14 protein-coding genes are annotated in these 17657 nt (G+C 55.9%); 10 read left to right on the forward strand and 4 right to left on the reverse strand.

The genetic code is table 11. The annotated features are described in order from the left end of the window. The first annotated feature begins 43 nt into the window (after window positions 1-43). The gene (ettA, locus tag AC6I1V_RS01765) at window positions 44-1726 is read left to right on the forward strand and encodes an energy-dependent translational throttle protein EttA (protein WP_302552594.1); all 1683 of its coding nucleotides are present in this window, start codon (window positions 44-46) and stop codon (window positions 1724-1726) included. A gap of 89 nt (window positions 1727-1815) precedes the next feature. On the opposite strand, the gene fabD is transcribed toward ettA, so the two are convergent. The 3 genes from fabD to glpX form a co-directional block, all read right to left on the reverse strand. After that, complete coding sequence (fabD, locus tag AC6I1V_RS01770) at window positions 1816-2763, reverse strand: ACP S-malonyltransferase (protein WP_486854724.1); 948 nt, start codon at window positions 2761-2763, stop codon at window positions 1816-1818. An 8-nt stretch (window positions 2764-2771) separates the two neighbouring features. Beyond that, the gene (locus AC6I1V_RS01775; RefSeq protein ID WP_486854725.1) at window positions 2772-3218 is read right to left on the reverse strand and encodes a hypothetical protein; all 447 of its coding nucleotides are present in this window, start codon (window positions 3216-3218) and stop codon (window positions 2772-2774) included. 89 nt (window positions 3219-3307) lie between these two features. After that, a complete protein-coding gene (gene glpX / locus AC6I1V_RS01780) occupies window positions 3308-4291 on the reverse strand; it encodes a class II fructose-bisphosphatase (protein WP_482333082.1) in 984 nt (327 codons plus the stop codon). 180 nt (window positions 4292-4471) lie between these two features. On the opposite strand from glpX, the gene hrpB reads away from it, so the two are divergent. The 8 genes from hrpB (at window position 4472) to AC6I1V_RS01820 (ending at window position 13800) form a co-directional block, all read left to right on the forward strand. Further along, a complete protein-coding gene (gene hrpB / locus AC6I1V_RS01785) occupies window positions 4472-7018 on the forward strand; it encodes an ATP-dependent helicase HrpB (protein ID WP_497736817.1) in 2547 nt (848 codons plus the stop codon). Between the two features lie 736 nt (window positions 7019-7754). Beyond that, a complete protein-coding gene (gene argS / locus AC6I1V_RS01790) occupies window positions 7755-9410 on the forward strand; it encodes an arginine--tRNA ligase (protein ID WP_486854592.1) in 1656 nt (551 codons plus the stop codon). A gap of 93 nt (window positions 9411-9503) precedes the next feature. Next, the gene (locus AC6I1V_RS01795; protein WP_486854591.1) at window positions 9504-10187 is read left to right on the forward strand and encodes an SPOR domain-containing protein; all 684 of its coding nucleotides are present in this window, start codon (window positions 9504-9506) and stop codon (window positions 10185-10187) included. 4 nt (window positions 10188-10191) lie between these two features. Further along, the gene (locus AC6I1V_RS01800; protein ID WP_302552600.1) at window positions 10192-10989 is read left to right on the forward strand and encodes an MlaE family ABC transporter permease; all 798 of its coding nucleotides are present in this window, start codon (window positions 10192-10194) and stop codon (window positions 10987-10989) included. A 9-nt stretch (window positions 10990-10998) separates the two neighbouring features. Further along, window positions 10999-11829, forward strand: coding sequence for an ABC transporter ATP-binding protein (locus AC6I1V_RS01805; protein WP_302552601.1), 831 nt, complete (start codon window positions 10999-11001; stop codon window positions 11827-11829). A gap of 32 nt (window positions 11830-11861) precedes the next feature. Beyond that, entirely contained in the window at window positions 11862-12305 is a 444-nt protein-coding gene (gene mlaD / locus AC6I1V_RS01810; protein WP_302552602.1) for an outer membrane lipid asymmetry maintenance protein MlaD, read from the forward strand. A 2-nt stretch (window positions 12306-12307) separates the two neighbouring features. Then, on the forward strand, window positions 12308-12937 hold the full coding sequence (locus tag AC6I1V_RS01815; protein WP_302552603.1) for an MlaC/ttg2D family ABC transporter substrate-binding protein: 630 nt from the start codon (window positions 12308-12310) through the stop codon (window positions 12935-12937). Between the two features lie 11 nt (window positions 12938-12948). Further along, a complete protein-coding gene (locus AC6I1V_RS01820) occupies window positions 12949-13800 on the forward strand; it encodes an MlaA family lipoprotein (RefSeq protein WP_479858549.1) in 852 nt (283 codons plus the stop codon). A 258-nt stretch (window positions 13801-14058) separates the two neighbouring features. On the opposite strand, the gene AC6I1V_RS01825 is transcribed toward AC6I1V_RS01820, so the two are convergent. Beyond that, on the reverse strand, window positions 14059-15363 hold the full coding sequence (locus AC6I1V_RS01825; RefSeq protein ID WP_486854590.1) for a molybdopterin molybdotransferase MoeA: 1305 nt from the start codon (window positions 15361-15363) through the stop codon (window positions 14059-14061). Window positions 15364-15596: 233 nt separating this feature from the next. On the opposite strand from AC6I1V_RS01825, the gene uvrB reads away from it, so the two are divergent. Then, window positions 15597-17633, forward strand: coding sequence for an excinuclease ABC subunit UvrB (gene uvrB / locus AC6I1V_RS01830; RefSeq protein ID WP_486854589.1), 2037 nt, complete (start codon window positions 15597-15599; stop codon window positions 17631-17633). The last annotated feature ends 24 nt before the right edge of the window (window positions 17634-17657 follow it).

The following is a 17657-nucleotide window of genomic DNA, read 5'->3' on the forward strand; positions in this document are numbered from 1 at the left end:
GTGGAGCGTCCAGCGGCAGGGCCATTTTTTGTAAGGAGATTTCATGAGCAACGAACCTGACAAGATTATTTATTCCATGATCCGCGTGTCCAAGCGTCATGGGCAGCGTGAAGTGTTGAAAGATATTTCCCTTTCCTATTTTTATGGCGCGAAGATCGGTGTTCTCGGCCTGAACGGATCGGGCAAATCCTCCCTGTTGAAGATCCTCGCAGGCGTGGATCAAGCCTTTGAGGGGAAGACCGTGCTGGCTCCCGGCTATACCATCGGCTATTTGGAGCAGGAACCGCTGGTCAACGAAACGCGAACCGTCCGCGAAGTCGTTGAGGAAGGGGCGCAGGAGCTTGTTAATTTGGTCAAGGAGTTCGAGGAGATCAATGCCAAATTCGCCGAGCCTATGGAGCCGGAGGAAATGGATAAGCTCATCGAACGCCAAGGGCAGGTACAGGAACTCATGGACGCGAAGGGCGCATGGGATCTTGACTCCAAGCTTGAGATGGCGATGGATGCCTTGCGGTGCCCTCCGGGTGACACGCCCGTTTCCGTCATCTCCGGCGGTGAAAAGCGCCGTGTGGCGCTGTGCCGCCTGCTGTTGCAGAACCCCGACATCCTTCTGCTCGACGAACCCACCAACCATTTGGACGCCGAGTCCGTGGCGTGGCTGGAACGGTATCTTCAGAATTTCCCCGGTACGGTCATTGCCGTAACCCACGACCGCTACTTCCTCGACAACGTCGCCGGGTGGATCCTCGAACTGGATCGCGGCCGCGGCATTCCGTGGAAGGGGAATTATTCCTCTTGGCTGGAGCAGAAAGAAAAGCGCCTCGCTCAGGAAGACAAGGCTGAGGATGAGCGCCGCAAGACCCTCAAGCGTGAGCTGGAATGGATTCGCATGTCCCCGAAAGGCCGTCATGCCAAGGGCAAGGCGCGCATCAACGCCTATGAGGCCATGCTGAGCCACGAGAGCGAAAAGCGGGCCCCCGAACTGGAAATCTATATTCCTGCCGGGCCTCGTTTGGGCAAAAAGGTCATCGAAGCCGTGGGCGTCTGCAAGGCCCTTGGTGACAAGGAATTGATGGAAAATGTGAATTTCATCATTCCGGCGGGTGCTATCGTGGGCATCATCGGCCCGAACGGTGCGGGTAAGACGACACTTTTCAAGATGCTTGTGGGACAGGAAAAGCCCGATGCGGGTACGCTGACCATCGGCGACACCGTCCAGTTTGCGTATGTGGATCAGCAGCGTGAATCCCTGACGCCGGGTAAGACCGTATATGAGCTGATCAGCGACGGTGCCGAGACGATCAAGCTCGGCAACCGTGAAATCAATGCCCGCGCCTATTGTTCCCGTTTCAACTTTACCGGATCCGATCAGCAGAAGAAGGTCGACGTTCTTTCCGGTGGCGAGCGGAATCGCGTGCATACTGCCCGGATGCTCAAGTCCGGCGCCAACGTCATCCTGCTTGACGAACCGACCAACGATATCGACGTGAACACCATGCGTGCCCTTGAAGACGGCCTTGAAAATTTCGCGGGCTGCGTATTGGTCGTCAGCCACGACCGGTGGTTCCTCGACCGCATCGCTACGCACATTATGGCGTTTGAAGGCGATTCGTCAGTTGTCTTTTTTGACGGGAACTATTCGGAATACGAAGAAGATCGCAAGAAGCGCCTCGGTAAGGATGCGGATCAGCCGCACCGCTTGAAGTTCCGCAAGCTGACCCGGTAAAGAGATTGATCCAATAAAAAGAGAGGGGAGGGCGTTTTTCAACGTCCTCCCCACATCTTTATGTGGATTGCTTCAACTGAGCGGAGGGATTAAGCGAAAGCGTTTACGGCTTCCAGAGAGCCAACAGCCGTAACAGCAACTTCTTCCTCCACCGGAACGGCGTCGAGGATCGGTTTGACCATACGGGAGAGGGTTCCCTTCGGGCCCACTTCAACCCATGAACGGATGCCGTCGTGCCACTGGTTGGCGATCGTATCGATCCACAGAACCGAAGAAATCATCTGGACGGCGGCGAGTTCGCGCAGGCTTTCTCCATCCGTCACCGCCTTACCGGTTACATTGCTGTAAATGGGGAAGCGCGGCTTGGTCCACGTCATCTTGTTGAGCGCCTTGGCGAGTTCCTGTGCGGCCGTATCCATCAGCGGGCTGTGGAATGCCCCGCTGACGGGAAGGGGAACCGCCCGGCCTTTCTTTTCCTTAACAAGTGGGAGGGCCGCCTCCACCGCCGCTTTGTTCCCGCTGATAACGAACTGGGCCGGGGTGTTGTGGTTGGCCACAATGAGGATTTCCCCCGTGGCTTCCGCAGCGGCCTTGGCGATTTCGCTCACGGCTTCGCGGTTGAGCTTGAGGATTGCCGCCATGCCGCCCTTGCCGTCAGGATCGGCGTCCGCCATCAGCTTCCCGCGCAGGCTTACCAATTCAAGGGTCGATTCGAGGGAAAGGGCTCCGGCGGCAGCCAGCGCGCTGTATTCGCCGAGGCTATGGCCGGCGGCGCAGGCGGGGGACAGCTTTCTGGAAAGCGCCTGCCACAGCGTCACATTGACGACCGTCAGCGCGGGTTGGAGGTGCTTGGTATCGGCCATAAGCGCCGCATCGTCGCTTTCCCAGTAGATGGCGCGCAGGGGAAAGCCGCTGATCTGTTCAGCTTTTTTCCAGAGCTCCATGGCTTCTTTCGATGCTTCGGCAACATCGCGGCCCATGCCGGGCTCTTGGGAACCTTGACCGGGGAAAAGAACGGCGGTGGGAACAGTGGACATATTGACCTCTACTTTTTGGGGGTTGGGGCCGGGCTGATGGCCTTGAGCAGGCCGGGAAGATTGCGCCGGACAATGTCGAGTTCGTCATCGCTCACATTGGGCATTTCAACGGGGGGCTCCTTCGTGATGGCGTCCCCGTGCTGGATGATGGCGACAGCGGCGGCGGCCCGCCCCATAATGCAGAAAAAGCGTTCCGGTTTCCAGCCCGCAGCCTTGATATGCCCGGCGGCGTTCTCGGAATAAAGGAAATCGGGTTCGCCCGCTTCATTGACGATCGGGTGGGCCTTTTCCTTATTGGTTTTGATCCATGCACGGAAACGGGGAAGATCGGCGATAAACTGGTTGAGTTCCTTTTCGGAAAACGGAGGCTGATTGTACAGCGTTTCCGCCGAAGTGGGGAATACTGTCAGCAGGAGCAGCAAACAGGCAAGGCCGAAGCGGAAAAAAAGGGCCATGTATCACGTCTCTTGTTGAAGGGATGGGGCGGCGTCCATACTGCGCCGGGACAAAAGGATAGTGCCCCTTTGTCCCGGCGTATAGTATACTAATCGTATTTGATGGAGCTGATCTGCATGAGCTTGTTCCAGTTGTGATGCGATTCGATATAGCGCATCGTTCCGGTTTTGCTGCGGATAATCATGGAATGCGTAACGGCTCCCTGCCCGGAGAACTGGACGCCGCGCAGGAACGTGCCGCCGGAAATACCTGTGGCCGCAAAGAAGACGTCATCTCCCTGCACCAAAGTATCGGCATCAAGGACTTGGGCAAGGTCGATGCCCGCTTCCTGAATAGCGGCTTTTTCCGCTTCGGACTGGGGATCGAGGCGGGCAAGCATGGCGCCACCCGCGCCTTTGATGGCGCAGGCCGCCAGTACACCTTCAGGCGTGCCGCCGGTTCCCATCATGACATCGACCTCGGAACGCTGATCCACGGCCATCAGGGCACCGGCGACATCGCCGTCGGTATGCAGCTGGATGCGTGCGCCTACGGCCCGGATTTCCTGAATAAGCTTCTGGTGGCGGGGCTTATCGAGAACGAAGACGACAAGGTCGTTGGTATCCTTGCCCAGCGCTTTGGCGATGAGGCGGAGGTTGACATGGACCGGCGCATCCAGATCGATGACGTCACGGGCGGCTTGGCCGACAACCAGCTTTTGCATGTAGAAGCTGGGGCCGGGGTTGTACATGCTGCCTCCCGGAGCAGCCCCGACGACGGCAATGGCGTTGGGACGCCCATAAGCGAGCAGGTTGGTTCCCTCGACGGGATCCACGGCGATGTCAAGGGAAGGCCCATTGCCCATGCCGATGATTTCGCCGTTGTAGAGCATGGGCGCTTCGTCCTTTTCGCCTTCTCCGATGACGACTTTGCCCGCAATGGGCAAGGAATTGAAGGACAGGCGCATGGCGTCCACGGCGGCGCCGTCTCCGGCGTTTTTGTCGCCGCGTCCGAGCCAGCGCGCGGACGCAAGGGCGGCGGCTTCGGTGACACGGACAAGATCAAAGGCAAGGTTGCGCTCCGGCGCTTCCATAAGGGACATATCGCTCTCCAGAAATAAGAATGGTTCATGAACGCCCGGCCTTCCCCGATCCGGTGGCTCAGGCGGTATTCGGAACATAGATCAGGCGAAGCCGCTCTTCAAGGAAAAGCTCGCCACGCGATGGTTGGGAGGCATACTTTCCGGGAAGTGGGATTCATGCTAGAGAGGGACATGTCCAATCATACCAAAGAAGTTCTTCCCATTGAGGCCCTGCTCCCGGATCTGCTTGAAGCATTGGGCGGCGGAACCCGATGTATACTCGAAGCGGCGCCCGGTGCGGGCAAGACGACACGGGTTCCCTTGGCATTGCTCCGGGCGGCGTGGCTCGGCGGCAAAGGCATCCTGATGCTGGAACCCCGGCGCATGGCGGCCCGGAATGCGGCCCGGTATATGGCTTCCCTGCTTGGGGAAAAGGTTGGCCAGACCATAGGCTACCGTGTACGTCTGGATTCCCGGGTGAGCGCGGCTACCCGGATTACCGTGGTGACGGAAGGCGTCTTGACCCGGATGCTTCAAGAAGATCCCGAACTTCAGGGGGTCGGTTGCCTGATCTTTGACGAATTTCATGAGCGCAGCCTGAACGCCGACTTGGGGCTTGCCCTTGCGCTTGATTGCCAACAGGGCCTGCGTGACGATTTGCGGCTACTGATCATGTCGGCCACATTGGATTCCGGGCCACTCCTTAAGCTGCTGCAACAGGATTTTCCCGGAGAGGTTCCGGTATTGCGGAGCGGGGGGCGCACGTGGCCTGTGGAGACGTATTACTTCCCACTGCCCCGGACTGATATGTCTATGGAGGCATGGGTTGCGGATGCTGTCCGGCGCGCGTTGCGGGAGGAGGACGGCAGCATCCTTGTGTTCCTGCCGGGAGTGGGTGAAATCCGAAAAGTTGAAGCGTTACTTCAAGGTGTACGATCGGATACCGTACACCTTTGCCCTCTGTACGGCGATTTGCCCGCAGCGGAGCAGGACGCCGCCATTGCGCCGGTTCAGGCTCCGCTACGGAAGATAGTGCTTGCTACGTCCATTGCGGAAACCAGTCTGACGATCGAAGGCGTGCGGGTGGTCATCGACTCCGGCTTGGCCCGCACGGTACGTTTTGACGCGGGGACGGGCATGTCCCGGCTTGTCACGGAGCGTGTATCCCTTGCCAGTGCCGAACAGCGCAGAGGCCGGGCGGGGCGGACGGGGCTTGGCGTGTGCTACCGGCTGTGGCACCAAGGGGACGAAGCGGGAATGGCGGCTCATATGCGACCGGAAATACTGGATGCCGACATGGCCCCGCTGTGCCTTGAGCTTGCCGTATGGGGGATAGCCGCCCCTTCTTCCCTGCACTGGCTGGATGAGCCCCCGGCGGAAGCGGTCAATCAGGCCCTTCCATTACTCCGCAGCTTGGAGGCAGTCGATGCGGCGTGGAGGGTGACCGCACGGGGAAAGGCTATGGCCCGCCTCCCCTTGCATCCGCGGCTTGCGCATATGGTTCTTGCCGCTAAACCGCTTGGGCTTGGCAAGGCCGCCTGCCTGTTGGCGGCAATGGCCGATGAGCGTGATCCGCTGCGGTTGCGCGATGCGGATATCCGCCCGCGTCTGGCACTGCTTGAACACGGTCAGGGGACGCCCGCCGTTTTTCGGATCCGGGAGGCTGCCCGCCAAGTAGGGCGGCTGGTGGATGCGGCGGGTGAATCGCCGCACCGGAATCCTGTGAATATACCGGAAGAGGAACAAGCCGGTGTCTTGCTCGCCTTGGCGTACCCGGATCGCCTTGCCCAGAAACGGAGCCGGGGCAGTTACCGTATGGTCAACGGGCGCGGCGGCTTTCTGGACGATACGGATTCGTTGGCTGACGAGCCTGTGTTGGCTGTAGGGGCCGTCAACGGCGGTTCCGGTAATGTGCGTATTTGGCAGGCTGCGCCGCTTTCTCAGGAAACGGTTGAGGCTTTATATCATGCCCAATTTACCGAAACCGAAGAAGTTGTGTGGGATAGCCGGGAACAGGCAGTGGCGGCGCGCAGGCGCGTGAGTTTCGGCGCATTTATTCTGGAAGAAACTCCTTTGAGAAGCGGCGGCGGGCCTTCCCTTGCGGATCGGGTGGCGCAAGCGGTGCTTTCGGGAATCCGGGAACTTGGATTGGCCTGTTTGCCATGGACGGACGAATTGCAACAGTGGCGGCTGCGCGTCGAGCTGTTGCGGGCTGTGGACAAAGGCGGGAACTGGCCCGATGTTTCGGAAGAAACGCTCTTAGCAGGCCTGGAAGACTGGCTTATCCCCTTTTTACAAGGCATATCACGGCGTTCTCAGTTCTCGAAAATCGATCTGGCGGCGGCCCTTCACGCGTTGCTCCCTTGGCGCAAGCAACGTGAGCTTGATGTGATGGCCCCCACCCATATGGAAGTCCCCTCAGGCTCCTTTGTCCGTCTGCACTACGAGGCATCAGCGGAAGGGATTGTACCAGTCCTTGCGGTTAAGCTCCAAGAGATGTTCGGTATGCAGGGAGCCCCTGCGGTAGCTGAAGGGAAGGTTCCGGTTCTTGTCCATCTCTTATCCCCTGCGGGCAGGCCCTTACAGATCACCCGCGATCTCAAAGGATTCTGGAAGAATGGATATCCAGCCGTCAGAGCGGAAATGCGGGGGCGGTACCCGAAGCATCCATGGCCTGAAGATCCTTTTGCAGCCCTCCCTACGCGGCTGACGAATCGGCGCCTTCAGAACCGATCGTAACGTGAGGGAATTCCTAAGAACTGCTGACAGCCCGTAGCCTTTTTACATGGAAAGGAAAATTTCCATCGGGAGGGAGGGGCCAAGAGGTTATTTTCTAGGTTGCATCGTCGTATTGTATGTAACTATTTTAAATTATTGTAAATATTTTGTAGTCTTAAAAATAGTTAAATAGTTTCAAATTATTATATTTAATTGCTGACACGACCCAGGCGGTTGATTCTCAACGCACATTTTACAGCAGCTACTATTTTTAATGGAAATCTGTCAGGTGTACTTCGATGAGATGTTAATATGTCCGGTGGGTTTTGGAAAGAGTGGGGTAGCGTAAGTTACGCTGACCGGTTGAGGCGTGGGAAAGTGTTTTGGCAGTGTCATAGGAAACAGTTGATGTTTTATTCCTTGAAATCCCAAAGGAATAACTCATAATATGCCCTAATCATGGAGTTCATCAGCAGAAAAACTGGATAAAAAGTCTGTATTTTCAGTATACTACTGAAATAAAACAGTCATACTATGCCGAGCCGGTGTTTTTAGAGCGCTTCTTTCCACCATGTTCCAAGAGGAGAGCTTAAGGATAGTTTGTTTCGGAAGGGCGCTTTTCTTTTTTCCGTTCCGGTTGCTTCGTAAGGCTGCGGGCAGTCCTCAAGACAGCTTACTTTACTTTTGCGGGTGTTGCGGTAGAATAACCGCTTTACGTCTATCTTTATTAACCGTTCCTATTTCGAGGTATTACTACATGCGCGCCGAACAGCATCTTGAGGCTTCTTTCAGGGCTGTACTGAAAAATATGAACCTTCCTTGGCCGGACAAGGCCGTCATTGAACCTTCCAAAGATCCCAAGCACGGCGATTTGGCTTCCAACCTTGCATTGGTATCCGCCAAGGCCGCAGGGATGCCGCCGCGCGAGTTGGCTGCGAAAATGGCTGAAGCCCTGCGGAATGAGGATACTTCGTTGGCCTCTGTCGAAGTGGCTGGCCCCGGTTTTCTGAACGTGACGTTCAGCCCTGAGTTCTGGCGTGAAACGATCCGGCGCATTGATGCCGCCGCCGATCGTTTTGGGCAGTCCACTGCTGGAGAAGGCTGTAAGGTACAGGTGGAGTATGTTTCGGCCAACCCCACCGGCCCCCTCCATATCGGTCATGGACGAGGTGCGGCGGTGGGTGATACCTTGGCGCGTATCCTCCGTTTTGCCGGTTATGACGTCACAACCGAATATTATATCAACGACGCTGGCCGTCAGATGCGGCTCCTTGGCCTTTCCATTTGGCTGCGTGCCAAGGAACTTGCCGGGATAGCTGTGGAATGGCCTGAAGATTACTATCGGGGTTCCTATATCATTGATATTGCGCGCGAGATGATGGACAAAGATCCGGGGCTGACCTCGCTTCCCGATGCGGAAGGGCAGGACAGGTGCTTTGCCTATGGCATGCAGACTATCCTCGACGGCATCAAGGAAGACTTGCGGGAGTTCCGGGTTGAGCATCAGGTGTGGTTCTCGGAACGCTCTCTTGTTGAGCGTGGTGCGGTTGAGGAAACCTTTGAGCGCCTGAAGAAAGCGGGCCTGTCTTTTGAAAAGGACGGTGCCTTGTGGTTCCGTACGACGGATTTTGGTGACGATAAGGATCGTGTCCTGCGCAAGTCCGATGGTTCGCTGACGTACTTCGCGTCGGATATCGCCTACCATGATGATAAGTACCATCGCGGCTTTGATCGTGTGGTCGATGTCTGGGGCGCGGATCATCATGGGTACGTCCCCCGCATGAAGGCGGCGGTTCAGGCCGTTGGCCGGAGGGCGGAAGATCTTGATGTTGTGCTCATCCAGCTTGTGAATTTGTTGGAGAACGGTACGCAGGTGGCCATGTCCACGCGCGCCGGGCAGTTTGAAACCTTGGCCGACGTGGTCAAGGAAGTGGGCGTGGACGCCGCGCGGTTCATGTTCCTGTCCCGCAAGAGCGACAGCCATCTGGATTTCGACCTCGCTCTGGTGAAGCAGCGTTCCATGGACAACCCGGTTTATTATGTCCAGTATGCCCACGCGCGGGTGCAATCCGTGTTGCGGAAGGCCGCCGAGGTGGGGCTGGCGCTGCCTGAAAAGCCGGATCTGGCACTGCTGGCGCCCCTTTCCGAAGCGGAAGATCTGGCTCTCCTGCGTTTTCTTGATCGGTTTGAAGATGTCGCCAGAGGTGCAGCACAGGCACTGGCTCCGCATCACGTCAGCTATTATTTGATGGAACTTGCCGGGATGCTGCACAGCTACTATGCCAAACATCCCGTCCTTCAGGCAGGTGCTCCTGAGTTGGCCTTGGCTCGTCTTGCGTTGCTCCGTTCCGTGGGGCAGGTGGTAAAAAATGGTCTTGAACTTCTTGGCGTAAGTGCTCCTGAAAGCATGTAGGGGGATCGCCCTGCCCTCAGCCGAACCCACGGCCAGTGGGTTCGGCCTTCCGGTTCCCCCACTTGAGACGCCATTCAGACAGCAGGATAGAATATGTCTCTGATGCCATTTTCCAGTCGCTCTTCGTCGCGCTCATCCGGGGGTGGCGATGCTGGTGGCGAAAAAAAGTTGTCCAACCGGAAATATACGATCAGCTTGAGTTTTTCCGGCCTTATTACGAGCGGGATCATTACAATCATCGCCATCGGGTGGATTTTTGCCTTTGGAGTCATCGTCGGCAGAGGGTACAATCCCGAAAAGAAAATGCCCGAACTGGCGCGCTTGCTGCCTCCACCTGAAGGGCAGGATGCTCCGAAAGAGGCGAAGGGGATCTTGAAGCCTGAAGAACTGACGTTCATGACGGATCTCAAGCAGGCCCAGTCTGCGGCAAATGCAGCTCCCAACAAGCCCGAAGTGAAGGCGGCTCAGCCCGCGGCTGCCGCGACACCCAAACCGGAAGCCGTTTCTACGGATAAGGCTAAATATGACTTCGTCTTTCAGGCTGTGGCATACAAGAGTAGAGAGAGTGCCGATAAGTTGCGCGAGCGCATGGACGGTGACGGGTTACGTACTCGCATGACCATTGAGAAGGACAAAAAGGGGCGTCCCAAATGGTTTCGGGTGCAGGTTCTCGTCCGGGGAACGGATGCGGATGCCGCAGCTACCAAGCAGATTCTTGCCAAAATGGGATTAAAGGATGCAACGCAGGTTTCAAAGAAGCCTGTTCGGGGGCGGTGAGCGAATGGACATCTTATTTCGTTTTTTTGCTGTTCCGGGCGCGCTTTTCCTACGTTGGATAGGTGCCCTTGGGGATACGTTTTTATTCCTGTTGGAGGGATTGCGGCAAATATTCATAGCGCCTAAGCTGTTCAGCAAGGTTCTCCAGCAGTTGTATGTCATCGGCACGAAATCGCTGTTCGTCATTTGCCTGATTGCGCTGTTTACGGGTATGGTTCTTGGCCTGCAGGGATATTATGTCTTGGTGAAGTTTGGCTCGGTGGGCTTTTTGGGGGCCGCTGTCTCGTTGACGCTCATCAGGGAGCTTGGCCCAGTCCTGACGGCCATTATGGTCACGGGGCGTGCGGGATCGTCTATGGCCGCCGAGATCGGCGTCATGCGCATCACGGATCAGATCGACGCGTTGGAAGTTATGGATATTCCCGGAATGGGATATCTGGTCGCACCTCGTTTCGTCGCTTCGTTGATAGCTTTTCCGCTTTTGACGGCCATTTTTGATGTGGTTGGGATCATTGGCGGCTACCTGACCGGTGTACTGCTGTTGGGGGTCAATGAAGGCGCTTACTTCCACGGTATCGAGAGCAGTGTCCTGATGCCGGACGTCATAGAAGGCTTTATCAAGTCGTTTGTGTTTGCTCTGCTGATAGCATTGATCTGCTGTTATCAGGGGTATAATGCGCACAGGCGGCGTGACGGCATGGGGCCTGAAGCGGTCGCCAATGCCACGACCTCCGCAGTTGTGATTTCGTGCGTATTTGTTCTTGTGGCGGACTATGTGGTCACTTCGGCCATGCTGCGTTAGGAGGTTCAGGTGAAGGATCAACATTCTTCTTGGGATATACGCCTTGAACACCTCCGGGTAGGCTATGGGACTCGCGTGGTTCTTGATGATATCAATGCCGTTTTGCCCGGCGGTAAGATTACGGTCATCCTTGGCGAGTCTGGATGCGGCAAGTCGACCCTGTTGCGGCACGTTATCGGGCTTTCGCGGCCCATGCAGGGGCATATCCTTTATGGTGGTCAAGACTTGTTCGCACTCCCGGAACGCCAGTTCCGGCGGGTGCGGCGGCGTTTTGGCGTCCTGTTTCAGGATGGGGCTTTACTCGGTTCGTTGACGCTGGCCGAGAATGTGGGATTGCCGTTGCATGAGCATACCCGTTTGCCCAAAGCGACCATTCGTTCTACCGTCCTGCGTATTCTGGAGCTGGTAGGGCTTGCCGAGTTTGCCGATTATTATCCCAATGAATTGTCCGGCGGGATGAAGAAGCGCGGTGGGCTGGCCCGCGCCATTGTCACAGAGCCGCCGCTGCTTTTTTGCGATGAGCCGACCTCCGGCCTCGATCCGATCAATTCGGCCCAAATGGATCAGCTCCTGCTGGATATGCGCAAGGCATACCCGGAAATGACCCTGATCGTGGTCAGCCATGATCTGGCAAGCGTGGCCCGCATTGCGGAACACGTACTGGTATTGCGTGACGGGCGCGTCGTTTTTTCAGGTTCATATGAGGCGCTGAAGGCTTCTACGGATGAATACCTTCGGCGCTTCATGGATAGGAAGGCTGAAGAAAAAGCCAGTCGTGTCGCGGCTACCGCGACGGATCCGGATGTTCGGGCCGCGCTGGATGCGTGGCTTGAAGGGTAAACGCTCTCATCAAGGACAAGGAAGGAACCCCTATGTCGTTTTCCAAAGAAGCCGCTGTTGGTTTTTTTGTTATGCTCGGACTTGTCTGTGTCGCCTACCTGACGGTGAAGCTTGGGCGCATGGAAGTTTTCCATTCCGAGGGATACGTTTTGACGGCCTCTTTCAATTCCGTGTCCGGCTTGCGCCCCGGAGCGGAGGTTGAGATCGCCGGTGTCCGCGTCGGGCGGGTCAAGTCCATCCGCTTGGATGACAAACAGCCCCGTGCTATTGTAGAATTGCAGCTAGGGGACAATGTGCATCTTACGGATGATGTGATCGCTTCGGTCAAAACCAGCGGGCTCATTGGCGATAAGTATATCAGCTTGGAGCCCGGCGGCTCTGGGGAACCGCTGAAGAGCGGCGACGAAATTACGGACACCGAATCGGCGGTGGATATTGAAAGCCTCATCAGCAAGTATGTGTTTGGGAAGGTGTAATTATGATGCGTACAATCAGACATATGGTTTTGGCGTTGTGCAGTGTGTTTGTTCTTTGCGGTACCGTTCAAGCCGCGGAATCTCCGCTTATGGTGTTGCAGAAGCAAATCGATCAAATTTTGGATGTGTTGAAAGAGCCCAATTACAAGGATCCGATTAAGCGGGTTCCGCTCCGTGCCCAAATTGAGAAGTATGTCCATGAAGTTTTTGATTTCAACGAATTTTCAGCGCGCACGGTGGGCAGGAATTGGCCGAGTTTTTCCGATGCGCAGAAAGAACGGTTCGACAAGGCTTTCGCCAACCTTTTGCTCATAACGTATCTTGATAGAATTCAGGGATATAACGGGGAAAAAATTGAATACTCCGGCGAAGTCCTCTCGACAAAGGGGGATCGTGCCGAGATCCAGACCATCGTCACGCTGTCCGACGGTAAGCCCGTTCCTGTGGCGTACCGGATGATGCTGAAGAACGGGAAGTGGGTCGTCTATGATGTGCTGATCGAGAACGTCAGCTTGATCAAGAACTACCGTTCGCAGTTCCAGGATGTCTTGACGCGGGGGACTCCTGAACAGTTGATCGAAAAGGTTGAAGCCCGGGCCAGAGAGCTTCAGGCCCAATCCACCGTCAATTAACGGATTGTTTCATGACTGCGGAGCAATGTTTTTCCCCAATATGGAAGATGTGTCTGTGTGTCGCCGTTGCGCTTTCTCTGGTGGGGTGTGCGGCAAAACATGATAAGGCCGTCAACTCTGCTGATGTGCAGGTGGCTGAAACGACGTCGTCAGTTAAAGCGGCTAGCGTAGCGGACTCCGATTCTGCCTTTGAGGATTATGATGATGAAGAATCTGAAGCGATTGCCGACCCTCTGGAGGGGTGGAACCGGTTTTGGTTCGGCTTCAATGACGTTCTCCTGTTGAAGGTCGTTAAGCCCGTCTATACGGGCTATACCTACGTTACCCCGGCACCAGTGCGTACTGGGATCAGCAATGCTTTTCATAATATCCAGATGCCTATCCGTTTTCTAAACTGTGTGCTGCAGGGACGTTTCGGGGAAGCTTGGATTGAAGTCGGGCGTTTTATCGTGAACACAACCGCCGGATTCGGTGGTGTCTTCGATGTCGCCAAGCAAAGTAAGCCGCTTATTCCTGTGGATAACCGAGATGCTGATTTCGGTCAGACGCTCGGCGTATGGGGATTTGGCGAGGGGATTTATCTTGTATGGCCCGTCGTCGGCCCAAGTACGGTGCGTGATACGGTTGGCCTTGCCGGAGACTGGGCGGCGTCCGCATCTTTCTGGCTTTCAGAACCTATCGGTCCCCTTGATTTTGAGCCTACGCTTGCGGCAAGCCTTGGCTTCCGTTTCAATGACATGGGGACGGTGATCAGTACATACGAATCGTTGAAAAAGAGCGCTGTAGAACCTTATATCGCGGCACGGGATGCCTATGTCAAATATCGCCGTGCCGGAATCATGGGGAATCGGCTCCAATGGTGATGCGGTATTGAACAATAAAAAGGCCCTCCTAGGAGGGCTTTTTTATTAGGTTGTGTTATAGAATGGTTGATGTTTTTTCCTTGAAGTTCCAAAGGAACAGCCAGCCAAATGTCTCAGTCACGGATTTCGCCAACGGAAAAGCCGGATGAAAAGGCCGTATTTTTACCGTGCTGTGGATATGAAACAACCACACCCGTTATACGGGTGAGTTTGACTGAGGTATCTAGCTCATAATATGGTGTTATCTTTCCAAAAAGCTCAGCTCTCGAAAAGTAGGACATCTACAGGCATACCTGCCTCAAGGCCTTCTATCCGTGCGGGAATCCGTACCAATCCTTCCGAATCCAGCAACGTCCGAAGAAGGCCAGACAGGCCGGGGATTGGGACAGCGTGCGGAAGGCCGTTCACCTGATGTTCTAACCTCACGCGGATGTAGTCCTCACGCCCTTGGCGGGAGGCGATGTTGCGCGACAATATGGCTTGGCGCGAAGGCCAGAATGTTTGCTCGAACGCGTGTCCGTATCGGGAGTTCTCCTGCCCCAAAAGCTGGGCCATGATGGAATGCCCGGCAAGGTGGCGGAGAAAGGGAATCCCCAGAATGTGCATGACGACCTGTGCGGAGGCAACCTGTCCGGGGAGCCCCCAGACGAGTGCCTGACCGCAGCGGGCCAATATCAAGGGCTTGCCCGGACTGAGCGCAACGCCGTGGCAAAGGATTTCCGTGTCGCCCAAGGATTGCAGGGCTTCCAGCGTCAGATCTCTGACGCCTATGGAACTTCCCCCGGATAGAAAGACGACATCCGCCGGAAGTCCACTTTTTCCTGCTAGAGCAGTTTTGAGGGATGCCGTTAGCGGTTCGAGCTGATCCGGCGCGATGCCGAATGTGGAAACATCGGCAACGGGGCGGAGCATGGCTGAAAGGGAGAACGTGTTGACGTCGCGGATTTGGCCGGGCCGTGGGGTTTGTGCAGGTGGTACAAGTTCGTCGCCCGTGGAAAGGATGGAAGCCCTAGGACGCCTGATGACGGGAACATCCACGACGCCGAGGGCTGCCAAGAGCCCGATTTCCTGAGCACGGAGTTTTGTTCCCCGTCCGAGGAGCGGGCTGCCTTCTCGTGCGTCATCCCCTTTTTGCATGACGTATTCACCGGGGGCTACGGAACGGCGCATTTCAATGACGCCAGCGCCGAACGGTTTGGTATGCTCGACCATAATGACGGCATCTGCGCCCTCTGGAAGGTAACCGCCCGTCACGATAGCGGCACACTGCCCGGATTGAAGCGTGAAACTGGGCGGCCGGTCGATGGCGATTTCCCCGATACAGTCAAGCCACACAGGGTTGGCCTCCGAAGCCCCGAAGAGATCGGAGGCTTGCACGGCATAGCCATCCATTCCCGAACGGTTGGCTGGCGGCAGGGTTTCCGTAGCCATAATCGTTTCAGCCAGTATGGAGCCGCTGGGAAGCGTATCCAGCCGTTTGTTTTCTTGAGGCAGAGGAGAAAAGCCGAGTAAGCGGGAAATGACTTCTTCAACAGGGAGGACGTGGAGGAAATCCTTTTGCATCCGTGCAGCTCCAAAACAAGGTGAAGGAAGGTATAACAAATGATTCCTTGGCGAATCGGCTTTTCCGTTTTATCCCATGCAGGGGGAGACGACAATATGACCCAGTGAACAAGTTGTTGTGGAGAGGGCGGAGGGCTCAGGCACAGGGGTGGGAAAATGTTGACCTGCATGTCAGGTGGGTTCCAATGAGGATTTTTCTTGCCTGAGGGGAAAGAGATGCTTATTGAACTCCTATGAATACAACCGAAACTCCACTGTTCAAGCTGCGAACCGATCATGTCCCTACAGGCGATCAGCCTGCGGCTATCGAGCAAATTGCTTCCAATATCGAAGCGGGCGTCAAAGATCAGGTCTTGCTCGGCGTTACCGGATCGGGAAAGACCTTTACCGTGGCCAATGTCATAGCTCAGGTCAATCGGCCCGCGCTGGTGCTTGCCCCGAACAAGACCTTGGCGGCACAGCTTTACAATGAATTCCGCGCGTTGTTCCCAGAAAACGCCGTCGAATATTTCGTCAGTTATTACGACTACTATCAGCCTGAAGCCTATGTCCCCGCGTCCGATACGTATATTGAAAAGGATTCGGCCATCAATGACGATATCGACAAGCTCAGGCATGCGGCTACCCATGCCCTCCTGACGCGCAGGGATGTCATCATTGTTGCGTCCGTATCTTGTATCTATGGTTTGGGCTCTCCTGAATACTACGCCCGGCTGATCATTCCGGTTGAGGTCGGTCAGCGTGTCAGTATGGACACTATCATCACCAAACTTGTGGATGTCCAATATCAGCGCAGTGATATGGATTTCCACCGAGGGACGTTCCGGGTTCGTGGCGATGTGCTGGAAGTAATCCCAGCCTATGAGCACGAGCGCGCCCTACGTTTGGAATTTTTCGGCGACGAGATCGAAGCCGTCCGGGAGATTGACCCGCTGACAGGTGAAATTTTAGGGAATATCGGGAAAACCGTTATCTATCCGGCAAGCCACTATGTATCGGACAGGGATAACCTTGAGCGGGCCATGTCTGATATCAGGGATGAGCTTGGGGAACGGTTGCGCTTGTTCCAGTCCCAGAACAAGCTGGTTGAGGCGCAGCGGCTGGAGCAGCGCACGCAGCTTGATTTGGAAATGATACAGGAATTGGGCTATTGCACCGGCATCGAGAACTATTCCCGGCATCTGGATGGGCGCAAGGAAGGGGAACCTCCGGCCACGTTGCTTGATTACTTTCCAGATGATTTTGTGCTGTTCGCTGACGAGTCCCATATCAGTATTCCGCAGGTCGGCGGCATGTTCAAGGGAGACCGTTCCCGGAAAACGACGCTGGTGGACTTTGGTTTCCGGCTGCCGTCCGCTTTGGATAACAGACCGCTGGAATTTCATGAATTTTTGGAACGCTTGAATCAGGTAGTCTATGTTTCGGCAACGCCGGGAAAATGGGAGCTGGAACGCTCGCAAGGCATTGTGGCGGAACAGATCATCCGCCCGACCGGTTTGCTCGATCCCGAAGTTGAGGTTCGTCCCGTAAAAGGGCAGATTGACGATTTGCTTGGGGAATGCCGGGTCCGTGTTGAAAAGCATGAGCGTGTATTGGTCACGACCTTGACTAAGCGCATGGCTGAAGACTTGACCGAATATTTGAATACGATGGGCGTCACGGCCCGTTATCTGCATTCGGACATTGACACGATGGAACGCATGGCCATCATCAAAGCCCTGCGATCGGGTGAGTTTGATGTGCTGGTGGGCATCAACCTGTTGCGTGAAGGCTTGGATATCCCCGAAGTTTCCCTCGTCGCCATTTTGGACGCGGACAAGGAAGGCTTTTTGCGTTCCACAGGATCGCTTATCCAGACGTTCGGGCGGGCGGCGCGTAATGCTGGCGGGAAGGTTTTGCTGTATGCGGATACGGTGACGGCATCCATGAGTGCGGCTATGGGCGAAACGGCCCGTCGGCGCGCGAAGCAGCAGGACTGGAACGAAACGCACGGCATTACGCCGACGACCATCAGCAAGCCGCTTGCCACGCCTTTTGACTCCCTGTACACCTCCTCAAACGAAGGAAAGGGAAAGCGTGGGCGGGGCAAACAGGCTCAACAGCCTGCGGCGGTTTCCACATCAGTGGACATCACGGCCCAGAACGTGGCCCGGTATTTGAAGCAGTTTGAACGCGAGATGCGCGACGCTGCCCGTGATCTGGAATTTGAGAAGGCGGCTGCCTTGCGTGATCGCATCAAGCAGCTTCGGGAACAGTTTTTGATTGTTTAGCCTCGTCAGCGGGGTAACGAAGGA

The sequence above is a fragment of the Bilophila sp. T19-St14 genome, from assembly GCF_059728385.1.